Genomic DNA, 16,629 nt, shown 5'->3' with positions numbered 1-16,629 from the left:
CTGAGGAGGCGCCGATGACCCTTCTACTGACTCCCGAACTCGCTTCCCGATTCGCCAATCTCGCGCTCGCTCATCTCACGCGCGAGTATCCGAACAAGCTGACGCACTCGCTGGACGGCCCGCAAGACGTGCAGGGGCCGCGCGCATTGCACCCGATTTTTTACGGCAGCTACGACTGGCATTCGTGCGTACACGGCTACTGGTTGATCCTGCATCTCCTCGAGCGCTTTCCCGATCTGCCGGAAGCGGCCCGTATCGTTGCCGTGGTCGACGAGCATTTCACCGCGGCCAATGTGGCCGGCGAGTGCGCCTATCTCGATCTGGCGCATAACCGCGGTTTCGAGCGTCCTTATGGTTGGGCATGGCTGCTGGCGCTCAGCGCGCAACTCGAATCGCTGAAACTCTCGGACGGCGCGCGCTGGGCGAGAACGTTCAAGCCGCTCACCGAGATCTTTGTCGAACGGTTCGAGGAGTTTCTGCCGAAGGCCACTTACCCGTTGCGGGTCGGCACGCATTTCAACATGGCGTTCGCGCTGTCGCTCACGCTGGATTTCGCGCGGCAAACCTCGCGCGGATCGCTGGAGGCGTTGCTCGTCAACACGGCGGAGCGCTGGTTTCTGAACGACGTGGCCTGTCAGGCGTGGGAGCCCGCCGGCGATGAGTTCCTGTCGCCTTCGCTCATGGAAGCGGAGTTGATGCGGCGCGTCTTGCCGCCGGCGCAATTCGTCGACTGGTTCGGACGCTTTCTGCCGGACATTGGCGCGAAAAAGCCCGCTACGCTGTTCGAACCCGTTACCGTGACCGATCGCACGGACGGCAAGATCGCGCATCTGGACGGTCTGAATCTGAGCCGTGCGTGGTGTCAGCGCTCATTGGCACGCGCGCTGCCCGCCGGCGACATTCGCCGCACGGTGTTGTTCGAGGCGGCCGAGCGGCATCTGCATAGCGCGCTGCCGCATGTGGCGGGCGACTATATGGGCGAGCACTGGCTGGGTACGTTCGCGACGCTCGCGCTGGAAGCTTGATGGCGGAATTGAAATGAGTTGAAGCACGATTCGCCCGAGCGAATGTTCGCTCATTCATTCAGGCAAAGAAATAGCGGCGCTCCCAGCGCGAAACGGTTCGACTTTCCACCGATTCGCGCCACAAGCGCCGCTTTTCCACTACTGCATCGGATTGGACGCGTTTGCTGCGCCCGAGCCGGCGACCACGCCGGCTTATTGCATTACTGGGCCGTCAGCTTTTTCGGCTTCGGCGGCGCCTGAACCTTGTTGTACTGGAACTCGGGCGTTGCCTTCAACGCGTCTTTCGTCGCGCCGGCCAGATAGAAATTGCCGCCGCGAATATCCAGTGCGGCGATCGGCACCGCGACGTCATGCGACGCCACGCCGAGGAAGCCGCCAGCGGAGACGATGGCCGCGGACAGCGAACCGTCCGGTGCAACCACCAGATCGCGCACCGTACCGATCTTCTCGTTCTGATCGTTGTACACCGCCTTGCCCAGAATGCTCTTCTTCACGCTCCAGCCGCTCAACAGCGCGGTGGATTGTTCGACCGTGACGCTCAGCGGCTGCGAGCCGGCGACTTGCGCCTGCGCGCCCAGGCTGGTTGCAGCAACTGCGACCGCAATCACAAGCTTGCTCAAAGTCATATCGTTTACTCCGTTCTTAGTAGACTTGACCGGCGCGGAATTCGCGCCGAAGGAATCGCTGCATGACGATCATACAGACTGCGGGACGCGGCTGCACCCTGCCTGCCAGGACCGCATGCGCATAGCGGTAAAATCATGCATGGCGATGGCGTCCGCATTGAAGGTGGCAGTTTGACTGAGCTTGAACAGGGTTTTATCTTGACCCGGCATTGGCGCGACACGCCCGCCGGCACGGAAGTCGATTTCTGGCTGGCAACGGACAGCGGGCCTCGTCACATCCGCTTGCGGCCGCAACCATCGGTTGCGTTCATTCCCGCCGAGCATCGCGAGCGTGCCGAAACAGTGCTGCGCCGCGAAGCGCCGCTCGATCTGCGGCCGCTCGAATTGCGCGACTTTCAGCATCGGCCGGTCATGGGGCTTTACTGCCCGCAGTACCGGCAATTGACGGGTTTCGAAAAGCGCCTGAAACAAGGCGGTGTCGACGTTTATGAAGCGGACGTTTTTCCGCCCGAGCGCTACATGATGGAGCGTTTCATCACGGCGCCGGTGTGGTTCGGCGGCGAAGCGCAGAACGACGGTCCGCTATTGAATGCGGAACTCAAACCGGCCACGGATTACCGGCCGCCTTTGAAGCTGGTGTCGCTCGATATCGAAACCAGCGCGCATGCCGAGTTGTATTCGATCGCGCTCGAAGGTTGCGGGCAGCGCCAGGTGTATATGCTCGGTCCAGCCAATGGCAACTCGGACACCGCAGGCACAGTGGACGAACTCGACTTCGACCTCGAATATTGCGAAACCCGCGCGCAGTTGCTGGAAAAGCTGAATGCCTGGCTGGCGCGGCACGATCCCGATGCGATCATCGGCTGGAATCTCGTGCAGTTCGATTTGCGGGTGTTGCAGCAGCACGCCGAACAATATCGCGTACCGTTGCGGCTCGGTCGCGGCGGTGCGGTGATGGAATGGCGCGAACACGGTCTCAAGCAGAATCACTTTTTTGCCGGCGCCGCGGGGCGTTTGATTATCGACGGCATCGAGGCGCTGCGTTCCGCGACTTGGAGCTTCCCGTCGTTCAGTCTCGAACACGTGTCCCGCTCGGTGCTCGGCGAAGGCAAGGCGATCGACAATCCGTATCAGCGCATGGATGAAATCCAGCGCCGCTTCGACGAGGACAAGCCCGCGCTTGCGCGCTACAACCTGAAGGATTGCGAGCTGGTCACGCGCATCTTCGCGAAGACCGAGTTGTTGCGCTTTCTGCTGGAGCGCGCCACGGTGACCGGTTTGCCCGCGGATCGCAGCGGCGGCTCGGTCGCGGCGTTCACGCATCTGTACATGCCGCGCATGCATCGGCAAGGCTACGTCGCACCGAATCTCGGCGACGTGGCGGGCGCCGCGAGCCCCGGTGGGTTCGTGATGGATTCTCGGCCGGGGCTCTACGATTCAGTACTGGTGCTCGACTACAAGAGTCTGTATCCGTCGATCATCCGCACGTTTCTGATCGATCCCGTCGGCCTCGTGGAAGGCATGCTGAATCCCGCCGACGATCACTCCGTGCCCGGTTTTCTCGGCGCCCGCTTCTCGCGTGCACACCATTGTTTGCCCTCCATCGTCGAGCAGGTCTGGCAGGGGCGCGAAATCGCGAAACGTGAGCACAATGCGCCACTTTCGCAGGCACTGAAGATCATCATGAACGCGTTTTACGGTGTGCTGGGTTCGACCGGCTGCCGCTTCTTCGACCCGCGTCTCGCCTCGTCGATCACCATGCGCGGCCATGAAATCATGCACACCACGCGCGAGTTGATTCAAGGCCAGGGCTACGAGGTGATTTACGGCGATACGGATTCGACCTTCGTCTGGCTCAAGCACGCGCATGACGAGGAGGACGCGAGCCGCATCGGCTGCGCGATCGTCGAGCATATCAATGCGTGGTGGCGGGAGAATCTGCAGGCGCGGTTCGGACTCGACAGCGCGCTCGAACTGCAATTCGAGCGGCACTATCGGCGTTTCTTCATGCCGACCATTCGCGGCGCCGAGGAAGGCAGCAAGAAACGCTACGCCGGTCTGACGATTCGACCGGACGGTAGCGAGGATATCGTCTACAAAGGGCTCGAAACGGTACGCACCGATTGGACGCCGCTTGCGCAGCAGTTTCAGCAGGAGCTTTACCGGCGCATTTTCAAACAACAGCCGTATCAGGACTATGTACGCGACTACGTGCGCGATACGCTCGCGGGCAAACTCGACGATCAACTGGTGTATCGCAAGCGTCTGCGCCGCGCGCTCGGCGAATACGAGCGCAACGTGCCGCCCCACGTGCGCGCCGCGCGCGTGGCCGACGAGTTCAATCGCCGCCAGGGGCGCCCGCTGCAATACCAGAACGGCGGCTGGATCAGCTATGTGATGACGGTTGCCGGACCCGAGCCGCTGGAAACATTGCGTTCCGCGATCGACTACGAGCACTATCTCACGCGGCAATTACAACCCGTTGCCGACGCGATTTTGCCGCTACTGCGGGATGATTTCACGACGTTGATGTCGGGGCAGAAACAGTTGTTTTGAGGCTGTGCCGGCCCGTAGACTGATCGGGCGCAGCCGCTAGCTCTGCTCGCCCGGCCCCTCCACCAGCGTCATCAACACCGGATATAACGCCTGCCCCGCCGCCATGATCGGGTTACCGCGCAACAAGCCGTCATTCGCGAGGAAATCGTTCACCGTGCCGCCCGCTTCGCGCACCAGCACGATTCCCGCGAGGCAGTCCCACGCATTGATGTGGGGCTCGTAGTAACCGATCAGGCGACCCGCCGCGACATAAGCCATCATCAGCGCGCCGGAGCCGTTGCGGATGAACATGCCGCCGTCGCCGAGCAGACGGCCGAGGAATGGCATGAACGCCTCGGGCTTCAGCCGATGAGAAAAGCCCACGCCCAACAGTCCCTCACGGACGTGACACGACGGGCTGGCATTTAACGGCGTCTCGCCGACAAACGCGCCTCGTCCGCGCGCGGCATGAAACAACTCGTTGCTGTTTGGATCGAACACCACGCCGATCAGCGGCTCGCCGTCCACCAGAATCCCAATCGACACGCACCACGCGTACAAGCCGTTCAGAAAGCAACTCGTCCCGTCGATCGGATCGACCACCCAGACCACCCGCTCGCTCGACAACGTAGCCGATACGCCGGCCGCGCTTTCCTCGCCGAGAAACGCGTCGTCCGGAAAAGCCTCGCTTACGGCCCGTCTGACTATGCCCTCCACGTCCCGATCGGCAATGCTGACGAAGTCCTGCAAGCCCTTGTGTTCGACTTCGAGCGCGGCGCGGTTGCGGAACATCTGCAACGCCCGTTCGCCGGCCTGCTGGGCGACCGCTCGCGCAAGCGTATAGCGGGCGTCGAGGTCGATCGAGAGCGGTGTGGGCGATTCAATGACCGTCATGCATGCGCTCCTGCAAACGCCGGGTTCTGAACGTTGAGTGGCAAACCGACTTGCACTTCATGCGCGAAAAACTGATCCAGACCATGGGACACGACAAAAGCTCTCCGGATTCCGGTTGAAGGTTATGACTGGCGCGATGGGCACGCGCGGCGTCGCAAAAGCATCTGTGTAACGCCGATTTGCACACGCGTGCAAGTTTGAGCGCCGAGCATACCACGCTCGGTTAACACGCGCGATCACGTCGAGAACTTCAGCTTTGAAACGATGGGTTGGCGCATAACGTAAACGCAAAAAAAAGAGGCTCGCCATCCGGCCCGTGGCCTGCCACTTGAAGGCGCTTTTTGAGGGAAATACGACCTTTGCGCCATTCGTCTCCCCTTCCATAATCTTCAGCGAAGATCACACCGGCACTCGAGGCAATTGCACCGATCCGGTTGCGCTTTCAACCATCGGCCTGATCCATCAAGAGACAAAAGAAAGGGACTTAAAGATGAGACTTAAGAACAAGTCGGCCTTGATCACAGGCGGCACTAGCGGTATCGGTCTGGCAACCGCCAGGCTCTTCATTGCAGAAGGCGCACGTGTCGCGGTCACGGGTCGAGACGAGGCCGCGATCGAGCGCGTGAAAGCCGAATTGGGCGAAAACGCGCTCGCTCTCAAAGGCGACGTCCGTTCAATCGACGACATGCGGGCGATTGCCGCTCAGGTGAAAGAGAAGTTCGGCGGCCTGGATGTCGTGTTCGCCAATGCGGGCTGGGCGTACCCGTCCGCAGTCGACGACATCGACGCACAACGCTACGACGAGATCATGGACATCAACGTCAAGGGCGTGGTGTTCACGCTTCAAGCCGTGTTGCCGGACTTGCGGAAGGGTGCCTCGGTCATTCTCAACACGTCGTTCGTCGCGCAGACCGGCAAGCATGGCATCTCGTTGACGGCGGCGGCCAAGGCCGCGGTACGGTCGCTTGCCCGCAGTTGGTCCTACGAGTTTCTCGACCGCAAAATCCGCTTTAACGCAATCGCGCCCGGCGCGATAGACACGCCTCTGCTCGGTAAGTGGGGCATGTCCGAGGAGCAGGTTCGCAGCGCCAAGGCCGAGTTAGCCGGGACCATTCCGGTGGGCCATATGGGCAAGGCCGAGGACATTGCCTACGCGGCGCTCTATCTCGCCAGCGACGAATCCTCCTACGTCGTCGGCACCGAACTCGTGGTCGACGGCGGCGCCTCGCAACTTTGAGTTTTCGGAACGCTTCACGTCATCCCGCCTGCGCCACTTTCCAACCCACACGCCCGTCACGCTTTTCGTCGTGGGCGCTATTTCAATCTGGTCCGACCTGGCTGCGCTTGCAGAGAGGGCCGACGCATAGGAAAAAGTCACTGTGACAGATCAAATCGACGACAACGCCTCAGCCCCACAACCGATCAACGCGCGCGCTTCCCGCCGCGATGTTCTCAAGCTTGGCAGTATCGCGGCGCTCGGCGCTCTTCTCGGAAGCGGAGCCTTACTCGGCCGCGCCACGCCCGCTCTCGCCGAAACGGCCAGTAAAGGAATACTTCCTCCGGACGTTCCGCTCGACATCGTCATTACCGTTTATCCCAACGGAACGCTGCTCGATTTTGCCGGCCCCAGCGAGGTCTTTCATTGGATGCCCAATACGACCATTCGCTACGCCAGTCTGGAGGGTGGTCCCGTCACCCTGGAATACGGGGTGGTGTATGGCAAGACCGAACGGCTCGCCGATGTCGCGAAGGCCGATCTGATTCTGGTTCCCGGCGGATCCGATCTAACGGCGCCGATGCAGCCGGCGTATCAGGCACAAATCCGGCGCCTGGCGGACGGCGCCAGATATGTGACCTCGGTTTGCAATGGATCGCTCGTGCTCGCCGCGACGGGCATTCTCAAGGGCAAACGGAGCGCCTGCCATTGGGCCTTTATCAACGACCTGACCGAATACGGTGCAATCCCCGTTGCTGAGCGCTTTGTGGAGGACGATAACGGCCGGTTCATGAGCGGCGGCGGCATTACGGCGGGCATCGATTTCGCATTGCGCGTCGCCGCGAAACTACGCGGCCAGCAAACCGCCGAATTCGCACAACTCCTGATGGAATACGACCCCGCCCCGCCGTTCCATTCCGGTCATCCCAGGGAGGCGCGGCCGGAAATCGTTGCGATGGTCGACAAAATATTGCCCGGCGCATCCAGAGGTCTCGCACGCATTCCGGGCATTCGCTGAAGCGCTCGCAGACAAGGTACGCGAGGCCACCCCGCTGGCCTCGATAAAGACCGCAACCCGCCTTGTCTGCTCCCTCGCTCCAATCGGTTGCGGCCCTCTCCCATTCACATCAGGATTCGACCTCATTCCATGCAACACACTCGTCTTTGTGCCGCTGCCCTCGCAGCCTGCTTCTCCCTTCTCGCTTTTTCAGCGGCGGCCACCGGCAATGGCTCGCAGCATCCTTCCCAGGCCGCTATCGGAGCAGAAAATGCACGATGGGCAGACGCCTTCGCGCGCGGGGATTATGAAGCGATAGGCCGCCTCTACACGAAAGATGGCGCGCTCTTGCCGCCCGGCGGAGACAGAGTCGTCGGGGCCAACGCCATTACCGAATACTTCACCAAGGGTTATGCGGGAGCCGCACCCGACACCGTCTCATTCGACCATCCCGAGTTCTACGGCGACGATCGGGTCGTGACCGAAGTCTCGGATGCCGATATCCGCGATCACGACGGAAAGCTCAAATTTCGCGGCAAGCAGATCCTCGTCTTTCTGAAGCAGGGCGGCGTTTGGAAACTGCATCGCGACATCTGGAATGCTTACGGCCCGTTGAAATCCGACGACCATTGAACGTCTGGCGAAAGTACTCCGCGCGGCGAGTCCGACATGCGCAGCTGGCCGCCGAATAATCAGCGCCCGGCGTTCAATCTGCTCGTGCGCCGAATGGATTGCGGCGGATGTCCATGCAGTTTGACAAACGCTCTCCTCATCCGCTCCGGATCGGAGAATCCCACGGCCAGCGCAATTTGTTCGATGGGTTCGCTACCATCCTGAAGGCGCAGTCGCGCGGCTTCAACGCGCAGACGCTCGACTGCCTTAGCCGGTGTTTCACCCGTTTCACGGCGAAATGCTCGTCCAAACTGTCGCAAACTTAATCTTGCGGCTTCGGCGAGTCGCTCCACAGGTAGCGCTTCCGCCAGATGTTCCCGCGCAAAATTCAGCGCAATGCGAATGCGATCCGACTCGGGTTCCATTTGCGACATGGCGGAGAATTGGGACTGCCCTCCCGGCCGGCGATACGGAACGACCAGGAGCCGGGCGGTTGCGCGCGCAACTGTCGCGCCCATATCGGCTTCGATCATGGCGAGTGCGAGATCTATTCCGGCGGCAATGCCGGCCGATGTCCAGATGCGCCCGTCGGCGATATAGATGCGATCGCCCTCCACCCGCGTGCGAGGAAAACGCGACTGCAACTGAGCCGCGTAGCGCCAATGCGTGGTCGCTCTCAGGCCGTCCAGCAAGCCGGTTTCTGCCAGCAGAAAGGCCCCCGTACATACGCTTGCCACCCGCGAGGCACGGGAAGCCAAGCGCTTCGCAGCGGCGACGTTCTCCGGTGTCTGCATCGGCCCGATCTCACCGCCTACGAATATGACGGTGTCGAACGTGCGGCTCCTCGTGGACTTCGTCTCGATCGGCAGGCCCGTATTGCCGATGACCGGGCCGCCGGGCTGCGAGACGACATGGAGAACGTAGGGCGTCTCGCCGGCGGCTAGCGCCACCTGATTGAATGCCGAAAGCGGTCCGGCAAGATCAAGCGCATCGTGGCCGTCACAAACGAAAAATCCAATTCGATGCGTCATGAAGTGGCGAGCGGGCGTCAGGGTGTGGTGACGTATTTTAACGAGAACCCTTGAATCACGCCATTCTGGAATTTCATATCCGATATGGCGGGCGACAGACCGCCGCGGGTCCGAAACAAGTCTCGGGTGGCATGCATATCCAGGCGCACCAGCAAGCCGAAAGCATCGGACCGCCAGGCTTCGCCGGCGGTCTCTATTTTTCCGGTCTTTACTTTTCCTTACCTGGAGATGACCTCCAGCTCAAGCCCCTTCGTACGCGGCCCCATCAACCCAATCGCCAGCATCACGATCAGCATCGCTCCCGCAATGAACACGAATACGCCGGTCGTACCGAACTGCTTCAATACGGACGCAATCAGAAACGCCGTGAAAATGGCCGAAAAGCGACTCCACGAATAGACGAAGCCCACTGCCCGCGCACGAATGCTGGTCGGAAAAAGTTCGGTCTGGTACGCATGGAAGCTATACGAAATGATATTCCCGGCCAGCGTCAGGCAAACCCCGAGACTGACCAGCAACACCGCCCCCGACGCCCGACTAAACCACAATCCGCAGACGATATTCGCGGCCGCCATCACCACGATCACCGTCTTGCGCTCGAAGCGGTCGCCGATAAAAAGTCCGATAACCGGACCGAGCGGCGCGGCCAGTGCAATCACGCTGGAGTACATCAAACTCGTGGTGATCGTAATGCCCTGCTTGATCAGCAACGTCGGCACCCAGTTGGCGAAACCATAAAAGCCCACAGTCTGGAAGATGTTGAAGATCGTCATCATCAGCGTGCGGTTGCGATACGGCGGCACCCACATATCGCGGAATCTGCCGCGCGGCGCCACCGGCACCGGCGGTGCGGGCAGCGGCAATTCGCGGCCGTATTCGCTGCGCACCTTCGCTTCGAGCGCGCTCATCACCCGGTCGGCTTCGGCGAGACGCCCCTGTTGCGCGAGCCAGCGCGGACTCTCGGGCAACGCACGGCGAATCCACCAGACGAACAGCGCACCGTGGGCGCCGATCAACACGACCCAGCGCCAGCCGTCGAGACCGAAAAGCGTGCGCGGCACCAGCAGATACGACAGGAACGCCACGACCGGCACCGCGGTAAAACCCACGGCCTGCTCGCAGGCGAACGCACGGCCGCGAATCTGTTTGGGCACCAGTTCGGAAATGTAAGTACCAATCGTCACCAACTCGACACCAATACCGATACCTGCAACGAAGCGCCAGAAGTTCAGCCCCGTGGCCGTCTCCTGAAACGCCATCACGACGTTGGCCGCGGTGTACCACAGCAGCGAATAGGTGAATACGGCACGGCGCCCGAAGCGATCCGCCAGAAAACCGCACGCGATCGTGCCGATAAAAAGGCCGCTAAACAGCGCGGCGATGAAACTCGCCACGCCGGTCGAGCCGAACAGACCATGCGTGGTCGCCGTCAGCAAGCCGCTTTTGACGAGGCCGGGGGCGACATAGCCCGAGTACAGCAGATCGTAGAGTTCGAAGAAGAAGCCGAGGCTCAGCAGCACGACCAGCTTCCAGACGGAACGCGTGGCCGGGAGCCGGTCGAGGCGCGCGGAAATGCTGCCGGCGTCGAGCGGCACGGCGGTCGCGTCAAAAGATGCGACGCCAGCGCTGCGCCGTGCGGCGGACTCGGCGTGATCGGGGGATGCCATGTTGTTTGTCTCCTGTGTCGACCGGCATCGGCGTATCGACCCGCGTGGCGCTTTAGCGCTTACCCGGATCCCGAATCGCCTATTCCGGTCCCATGCAACGTATTGCACGTGATACTGGCACACCGCAATGCGGCGCGCCGAAACCAGTCTTGTGCCGGCCTTCCTTTGATTCGCGCATGACGCGCACCACGATGCCGGGCCGCAAGGTCCGGCGAGCATTCTAGCCGTGCGCGCGCTTCAATTGTTCGAAGGTGGTGATTTTTCCGGCCAACGCGCTCGCCGCCACCGTGTACGGACTGGCGAGCCACACGTCGCCCGGTCCCGAACGCCCCGGGAAATTGCGGTTGATCGCGCTGATCGTCACCTCGTTCGCGTCGGCGGATTGCCCCGGTCCGCAATTCGCGCACGAGCCGCAACCCGGCATCACGAGCGTCACGCCTGCCCGCTCGAACACCGGCAGATAGCCTTGCGCCTCGCAATAACTGCGCACGGCCATGGTGCCGAATTGCAGAAACAGACGCGTGCCGTCCGCCACGCGAATGCCGCGCTCGACACCCCAGCGCAGCACCTCGTGGTAGTAGTCGAAGTCTTCGCGCTTGCCGGCGGTGCAGGAACCGCCATAGGCGATATCGATTGCGACCTCCTGCGCCAGTTGAGGAGCCGGCACACCGTTGCCGGGGTCGCCTGGGCGCGCGAGCATCGGTTCGATCCGGCTCGCGTCGATCCGGATCGTGTCGCGATAGATCGCGTCCGGATCGCTTTTCATCCAGCTTTCCACACTGAAATCGACGCCGCGCCGCTCCTTCAGAAACGCCGCGGTACGTGCATCCGGTTCGACGATGCCGGTGAAGCCGCCCAATTCCGCGACCATGTTCGTCAAGGTTGCGCGCTCATCGATCGACATCGCGCGCACCGCCTCGCCGCCATATTCGAACACGAGGCCGATCGCGCCACCCGAGCGGATCGCATCCATCTGCAGCAGAAACAGCACGACGTCCTTGGCGGTGACGCCGTCGCGCAGCTCCCCGTCGATCTCGATGCGCAAGGTCTCCGGCACCTTGCAGCGCACGTAGCCCGTCACCCAGCTATTGGCGATTTCGGTTGCGCCCGCACCGAATGCGAGGCAGCCGAGCGCGCCCGAATGCGGCGTATGCGAATCGGTACCGCACGCCACTTGCCCCGGCAACGCGTACTGCTCCGCCATCAACGCATGACAGATGCCTTCGGAACCGGGCAGCGTGTCGAGCGCACCGTGCGAGCGCACCGGATAGTCGCGCGAGAACGACGTATGCCCTTCCATCAGATTCGCGACGCCCGGCAGCAAGCCGTCGCGCACGTGCGGAATGCTCTGCGCCGCGAGCACCAGATGATCCTGAAACGCGATGATGTGATCCGGCTCATGCAACGGCGCGGGCTTGCCGAACGCGCGATGCATCAGATGCGCGCACATGCCGGTGAAGTAGTCGTGACTGAAGCGCCAGTCGGCGGCGATGAACACGCCGTCGCCACGCCGCGGGTTCGGCATGCCGGGATGCAGATGCCGCGCGATGATCTTCTCGACCAGCGTCATGGGTTCGGCAGACTGCGCGACTGCATTCGCGTTGGCGTTGGCGTTGGCATCAGCAGCGCCGGCCACCCGCGGCGCGGGCCAATCCGCGAACTTGCTATACGCCAGCAATCCGCCGCTACGAATGATCTGCTGCGTGAGTGCGTCGCGGCCTTCGAGAAACGCCTCGATCGGCACGGCCTCGCCGGCCATCAAGCGGTCGAGCACGGAGAAATCGGTGGTGGTGAGAATGCCGATGTTGTCGCAATTCTGCTGGTAAATGCGCTCGAAACTCTCCGCGACGATCAGGCGAATGCCCGCCGACAACTCCGCCAGCGGACTCGATTCGCGTGACGACCCCTTGCCGTAGCGCTTGCCTGCAACCGTGATCTGGAAGCCACCGTCTTTAACCGCATTGCGCCCGATCGGCAGGCGCTCGCCGGCCTTGAAGCCGACGTACGGATACTGGCCGAGACGTTCGTCGTAAGTGAGCATCACGGTGACGGGCGTGATCTCGTCGGTGGAGACGTTATCGCGCAGCGGCCCAACGTTCGCACGCGTGAAGTTGCCGCCGGCCAGTTGCGCGTCGATCACCGCGGGATCCTGGGACAGGAACAGCACGCGGCCGTCCAGACGAATCGTATCGCTCATGAGCACTCTCCTTCTGCTCACTATACGGCGCGCGCACGCGCCGCCGAAGTGCCGTTGCGGCAACCCAGACCTCTCGTTTCAGGAGGTTGCCGAAGGTTCGCGCGACGCCCGGGCAGCGCATGAGGCAGCAATTTATTCCGCATAGTCAGTTGACAATAATTCTCATTTACACTAAATTTGTAAGGCTTTAGTCAACTTTATCCATCCAATTCACATACACGGTCCGCATTTAATGCGAACTGCCAGCCAGGTGCTTCTCGTCACCCAGCCAGCTTACGGGCTCGTTTGATCGGGAGAACCACACGTGCATCACCTCAATACAGCGCGACGTCCGCTGTGCACCATGCTGTCCGGCGTATTTGGCGTAGTCGGTCTTTGGGCCGCGCAGTCGGCTCACGCAGCCGATAACACACCGGCTCAGAAAGCCACCGCGCAACAGGTCGCGCAGGTCGCGCCGTCTTCGCCAGCACCCAACGCGGCGCAAGCGACACAAGTGGCGCAGGCAACGCAAGCCGCGTCGCCAGTGCAACTCGTTGCGGGCAGACTGCTCGACCCGGTGACCGTCACCGCCACGCGCACCGCGTCCGCGCAAAGCCGCACGGCGGCATCCGTCTCGGTCATCACCGACCAGGACCTGGAAGAACAACAAGCCGAAAACATCAAAGACGCGCTGCGCTACGAGCCCGGCGTCACCGTGCGCCGCACGCCTTACCGGCCTGGATCGGCAGCGCTGGGCGGTGGTCGCGACAACGATTCGAGCATCAACATTCGCGGCCTCGAAGGCAACCGCATTCTGATGATGGAAGACGGCATCCGCCTGCCCTATTCGTTCACCTTCGGTCCGCTCGAATCGGGTCGCGGCGACTATGCGGATCTCGGCACGCTCAAGCGCATTGAAATTCTGCGCGGCCCGGCCTCGGCGCTGTACGGCAGCGACGGCTTGACCGGCGCGGTCAACTTCCTGACCAAAGACCCGCAGGATCTGCTCGACATCTACAACAAGCCGACTTATTTCTCGGTGCGCCCGAGCTATGAATCGGCCGACCGCAGTTTCGGTGCGACGGTGCAGGCGGCCGGCGGCAACGACATGATTCAGGGCATGCTGATCGCCGACGGCCGGCGCGGCCATGAAGTGGACAACCAAGGCTCGAACAATTCGGCAACGACCCTGCGCACCACGGCGAATCCGCAGGACACGTATTCCGAAACGCTGCTCGGCAAGCTGGTCGTCAAACCGACCGCGCACGACACCTTCAAATTCACCGCCGAAACCGTGCGCGAACGGATCGACACGAACGTGCTGTCGGCGATCAATCCGCCCACCACGCTCGCGCTGACCGGTAACGACAAGCTCGAACGCAACCGCTACAGCCTCGACTACGACTTCAATAACGAGGCCGCGCCGTTTTTCCAGACCGCACACGTTCAGGTGTACTACCAGGACGCCTGGCAGGATCAGAACTCGTATGAGACGCGCGGTTCATCGGCTTCGCGCACGCGTTTGAGCCACTACGGCGAGCGTGTATTCGGCGGCTCGGCGTTCGCGGAAAGCAACTTCCACACGGGCATTCTCTCGCACAAACTGCTGTATGGCGGCGACGGCAGCCTGGATCGCGTCACGGCGTTGCGCGACGGCACCGTGCCGGGCGTGGGCGAAGCCGCGTTCCCGAACAAGCCGTTCCCGGATACCGACTACCGTCTGCTCGGCGCGTTCATTCAGGATCAGATCAGCTATGGCGGCCTCACCGTCACGCCGGGTTTGCGTTTCGACACCTACGCGCTGAACGCGAAAACCGGCGACCCGCAATATCTCGGCAAGCCGGTTTCGTCGAGCGACAACGCGTTGTCGCCACGCCTCGCGGTGCTGTACGAAGTGTCGCCCGCGTTGATTCCGTACGCGCAATACACGCACGGTTTCCGCGCACCGTCGCCGGATCAGGTGAACAACAGCTTCGCGAATCCGCTGTACGGCTATACGTCGATCGGCAATCCGAACCTCAAGCCGGAAACCAGCGACACCATCGAAGCCGGTTTGCGCGGCAAGCTCGGCACGGGCCTCGGCCCGCTGCGCTATAGCGCGGCGATCTTCGCCGGCCGTTATCGCGACTTCATCGCGCAACAGACCGTCAGCGGCAGCGGCCGCCCGAACGATCCGCTGGTGTTCCAGTACGTCAACTATTCGCGAGCCTCGATTCACGGCCTCGAAGGACGCGCGGAATGGGCGCTGCCGTACGGCTTCACGGTCAAGACCGCGATGGCCTTCACCAAGGGCAGCGTGGAAGGCGGCAACAACGCGAATCAGCCGCTCGACACCATCAACCCGTTCTCGGCCGTGTTCGGCCTGCGTTATGAACCGGGCGAACGCTGGTTCGTGCAAACGGATCTGCTGTTTCAGGCCGCGAAGAAAACCAGCGACATCACGCCGAAAAGCTGCGCGTCGCAAACCTGCTTCGCGCCCGGTTCGAGTTTCGTCGTCGACCTGCGCGGCGGCTATCGCTTCAACAAGCACGTCGTCGCGTATCTCGGCGTGTACAACCTGTTCGACCGCAAGTACTGGAACTGGTCGGACGTGCGCGGCATTGCGGAGACGTCGCCGGTCAAGGACGCCTATACGGCGCCCGGCCGCAACGTGTCGGTCAGCATGAAGGTCGACTTCTGATGCAGCACGCGCACGCCGCTCTCCCCTCTTTCAACCCGCTATACGGCATTGCGAGGCACCTATCATGCTGAATTCCGCCCGTCACGATGCAGCTGCATTGACTCAGCTGCGTCACGATTTTCAAACCGTGAAGGCCGCGCAGAAACTGCGCAACCGCGAGGCCGCACACGCGCTCGGCATTAGCGAGGGCGAAGCGCTCGCGGCGTTCGTCGGCGAACACGTGGTGCGGCTCGAGCCGAACTTCGTCGAGCTGTACGAACAGATGCCGCAACTGGGCGCCGTGATGGCGCTCACGCGCAACGAGGCCGCCGTGCATGAAAAAGACGGCGTCTTCGAAGACATGAGTCACGACGGCACCGTCGGCCTCGTGCTCGGCAGCGCGATCGATCTGCGGGTGTTCTATCACGCGTGGGCGTCGGGTTTCGCGGTGCGCGACACCACCGCGCAAGGCGTGCAAAAAAGCCTGCAGTTCTTCGACAAACAAGGCCACGCGGTCCACAAGATCTTTCTGCGCGAGCACAGCAATCACGAAGCGTTCGACGCCTTCGTGGAACGCTGGCAAATGCGCGACCAGACGCCGGGCCTCGCCACGGAAGAAGCGTCCGCACCGCCCGCCTTGAAGCTGGACAGCGATATCGACGTCGCCGCGTTTCATGGCGCGTGGGACGCGATGACGGACACGCACCAGTTCTTCGGCATGCTGCGCAAGTTCGGCCTCGCGCGCACCCAGGCATTGCGGCTCGCCGAACGCCGCTACGCCTACCCGGTCGCCAACGACGCGCTGCAAGGCCTGCTCGAACGCGCCGCGCAGAGCACGCTGCCGATCATGGTGTTCGTCGGCAATCGCGGCATGATCCAGATTCATACTGGACCGGTCAGCAATATCCGCGCGATGGGCCCGTGGGTCAACGTGCTCGATCCCGGCTTCAATCTGCATCTGCGTGGCGACCTGATCGCCAGCGCGTGGGTGGTGCGCAAGCCGACCAGCGACGGCATCGTCACCTCGCTCGAACTGTTCGACGCGAACGGCGAGAACATCGCGATGCTGTTCGGCGCACGCAAACCGGGTCAGCCGGAACTCGCCGGCTGGCGCGAACTGATCGACGGCGTCGCGCGTCTCGACGACGGGGCGGCAGCGTGAACGCCGCCCGCCTGAACGGGCAGCGGCGG

The 16,629-nt window shown here is 62.3% G+C and carries 12 protein-coding genes; 7 read left to right on the top strand and 5 right to left on the bottom strand.

Annotated elements, in window-relative coordinates; genetic code table 11:
- Window positions 1-14 precede the first annotated feature (14 nt).
- On the top strand, window positions 15-1,025 hold the full coding sequence (locus tag BX591_RS20670; RefSeq protein ID WP_111933172.1) for a DUF2891 domain-containing protein: 1,011 nt from the start codon (window positions 15-17) through the stop codon (window positions 1,023-1,025).
- 200 nt (window positions 1,026-1,225) lie between these two features.
- Here BX591_RS20670 and BX591_RS20665 read toward each other — a convergent pair whose 3' ends face one another.
- Window positions 1,226-1,651, bottom strand: a complete 426-nt coding sequence (locus BX591_RS20665; protein WP_035558253.1) for a PRC-barrel domain-containing protein — start codon at window positions 1,649-1,651, stop codon at window positions 1,226-1,228.
- 171 nt (window positions 1,652-1,822) lie between these two features.
- Between BX591_RS20665 and BX591_RS20660 the strand changes: the two genes are divergently transcribed.
- Window positions 1,823-4,207 carry a DNA polymerase II gene (locus BX591_RS20660; protein ID WP_111933208.1) on the top strand — a complete coding sequence of 795 codons (2,385 nt, stop codon included), beginning with the start codon at window positions 1,823-1,825 and terminating at the stop codon, window positions 4,205-4,207.
- 36 nt (window positions 4,208-4,243) lie between these two features.
- On the opposite strand, the gene BX591_RS20655 is transcribed toward BX591_RS20660, so the two are convergent.
- Window positions 4,244-5,080, bottom strand: coding sequence for an inositol monophosphatase family protein (locus BX591_RS20655; protein WP_111933171.1), 837 nt, complete (start codon window positions 5,078-5,080; stop codon window positions 4,244-4,246).
- 490 nt (window positions 5,081-5,570) lie between these two features.
- Here BX591_RS20655 and BX591_RS20650 point away from each other — a divergent pair, with 490 nt between their 5' ends.
- The 3 genes from BX591_RS20650 to BX591_RS20640 all read left to right on the top strand — a co-directional run bounded on the left by BX591_RS20650 (window position 5,571) and on the right by BX591_RS20640 (window position 7,926).
- The gene (locus tag BX591_RS20650) at window positions 5,571-6,317 is read left to right on the top strand and encodes an SDR family oxidoreductase (protein WP_111933170.1); all 747 of its coding nucleotides are present in this window, start codon (window positions 5,571-5,573) and stop codon (window positions 6,315-6,317) included.
- A gap of 142 nt (window positions 6,318-6,459) precedes the next feature.
- Window positions 6,460-7,314, top strand: a complete 855-nt coding sequence (locus tag BX591_RS20645) for a DJ-1/PfpI family protein (protein WP_111933169.1) — start codon at window positions 6,460-6,462, stop codon at window positions 7,312-7,314.
- Window positions 7,315-7,443: 129 nt separating this feature from the next.
- On the top strand, window positions 7,444-7,926 hold the full coding sequence (locus tag BX591_RS20640) for a YybH family protein (protein WP_111933168.1): 483 nt from the start codon (window positions 7,444-7,446) through the stop codon (window positions 7,924-7,926).
- Between the two features lie 59 nt (window positions 7,927-7,985).
- On the opposite strand, the gene BX591_RS20635 is transcribed toward BX591_RS20640, so the two are convergent.
- The 3 genes from BX591_RS20635 to BX591_RS20625 form a co-directional block, all read right to left on the bottom strand.
- The gene (locus BX591_RS20635) at window positions 7,986-8,936 is read right to left on the bottom strand and encodes a GlxA family transcriptional regulator (protein ID WP_111933167.1); all 951 of its coding nucleotides are present in this window, start codon (window positions 8,934-8,936) and stop codon (window positions 7,986-7,988) included.
- 218 nt (window positions 8,937-9,154) lie between these two features.
- Window positions 9,155-10,603, bottom strand: a complete 1,449-nt coding sequence (locus BX591_RS20630; protein ID WP_111933166.1) for an MFS transporter — start codon at window positions 10,601-10,603, stop codon at window positions 9,155-9,157.
- Window positions 10,604-10,823: 220 nt separating this feature from the next.
- Complete coding sequence (locus BX591_RS20625) at window positions 10,824-12,800, bottom strand: aconitase family protein (RefSeq protein WP_111933165.1); 1,977 nt, start codon at window positions 12,798-12,800, stop codon at window positions 10,824-10,826.
- 343 nt (window positions 12,801-13,143) lie between these two features.
- Here BX591_RS20625 and BX591_RS20620 point away from each other — a divergent pair, with 343 nt between their 5' ends.
- Window positions 13,144-15,459 carry a TonB-dependent hemoglobin/transferrin/lactoferrin family receptor gene (locus BX591_RS20620; RefSeq protein ID WP_111933164.1) on the top strand — a complete coding sequence of 772 codons (2,316 nt, stop codon included), beginning with the start codon at window positions 13,144-13,146 and terminating at the stop codon, window positions 15,457-15,459.
- A 64-nt stretch (window positions 15,460-15,523) separates the two neighbouring features.
- Window positions 15,524-16,600 carry a hemin-degrading factor gene (locus BX591_RS20615; RefSeq protein WP_111933163.1) on the top strand — a complete coding sequence of 359 codons (1,077 nt, stop codon included), beginning with the start codon at window positions 15,524-15,526 and terminating at the stop codon, window positions 16,598-16,600.
- Window positions 16,601-16,629 lie beyond the last annotated feature (29 nt).

The organism is Paraburkholderia bryophila, assembly GCF_003269035.1.
GTDB lineage: Bacteria > Pseudomonadota > Gammaproteobacteria > Burkholderiales > Burkholderiaceae > Paraburkholderia > Paraburkholderia bryophila.
Note: the sequence above shows the minus strand (reverse complement) of the source record. Positions and strands in the feature narration are given on the sequence as shown.

Excerpts from the sequence above, each read along its gene's own strand:
- BX591_RS20670 (WP_111933172.1), top strand. The coding sequence starts at position 15 with ATGACCCTTCTACTGACTCCCGAACTCGCTTCCCGATTCGCCAATCTC.
- BX591_RS20630 (WP_111933166.1), bottom strand. The coding sequence starts at position 10,603 with ATGGCATCCCCCGATCACGCCGAGTCCGCCGCACGGCGCAGCGCTGGC.
- BX591_RS20625 (WP_111933165.1), bottom strand. The coding sequence starts at position 12,800 with ATGAGCGATACGATTCGTCTGGACGGCCGCGTGCTGTTCCTGTCCCAG.
- BX591_RS20615 (WP_111933163.1), top strand. The coding sequence starts at position 15,524 with ATGCTGAATTCCGCCCGTCACGATGCAGCTGCATTGACTCAGCTGCGT.
- BX591_RS20635 (WP_111933167.1), bottom strand. The coding sequence starts at position 8,936 with ATGACGCATCGAATTGGATTTTTCGTTTGTGACGGCCACGATGCGCTT.
- BX591_RS20620 (WP_111933164.1), top strand. The coding sequence starts at position 13,144 with ATGCTGTCCGGCGTATTTGGCGTAGTCGGTCTTTGGGCCGCGCAGTCG.
- BX591_RS20655 (WP_111933171.1), bottom strand. The coding sequence starts at position 5,080 with ATGACGGTCATTGAATCGCCCACACCGCTCTCGATCGACCTCGACGCC.
- BX591_RS20640 (WP_111933168.1), top strand. The coding sequence starts at position 7,444 with ATGCAACACACTCGTCTTTGTGCCGCTGCCCTCGCAGCCTGCTTCTCC.
- BX591_RS20665 (WP_035558253.1), bottom strand. The coding sequence starts at position 1,651 with ATGACTTTGAGCAAGCTTGTGATTGCGGTCGCAGTTGCTGCAACCAGC.
- BX591_RS20650 (WP_111933170.1), top strand. The coding sequence starts at position 5,571 with ATGAGACTTAAGAACAAGTCGGCCTTGATCACAGGCGGCACTAGCGGT.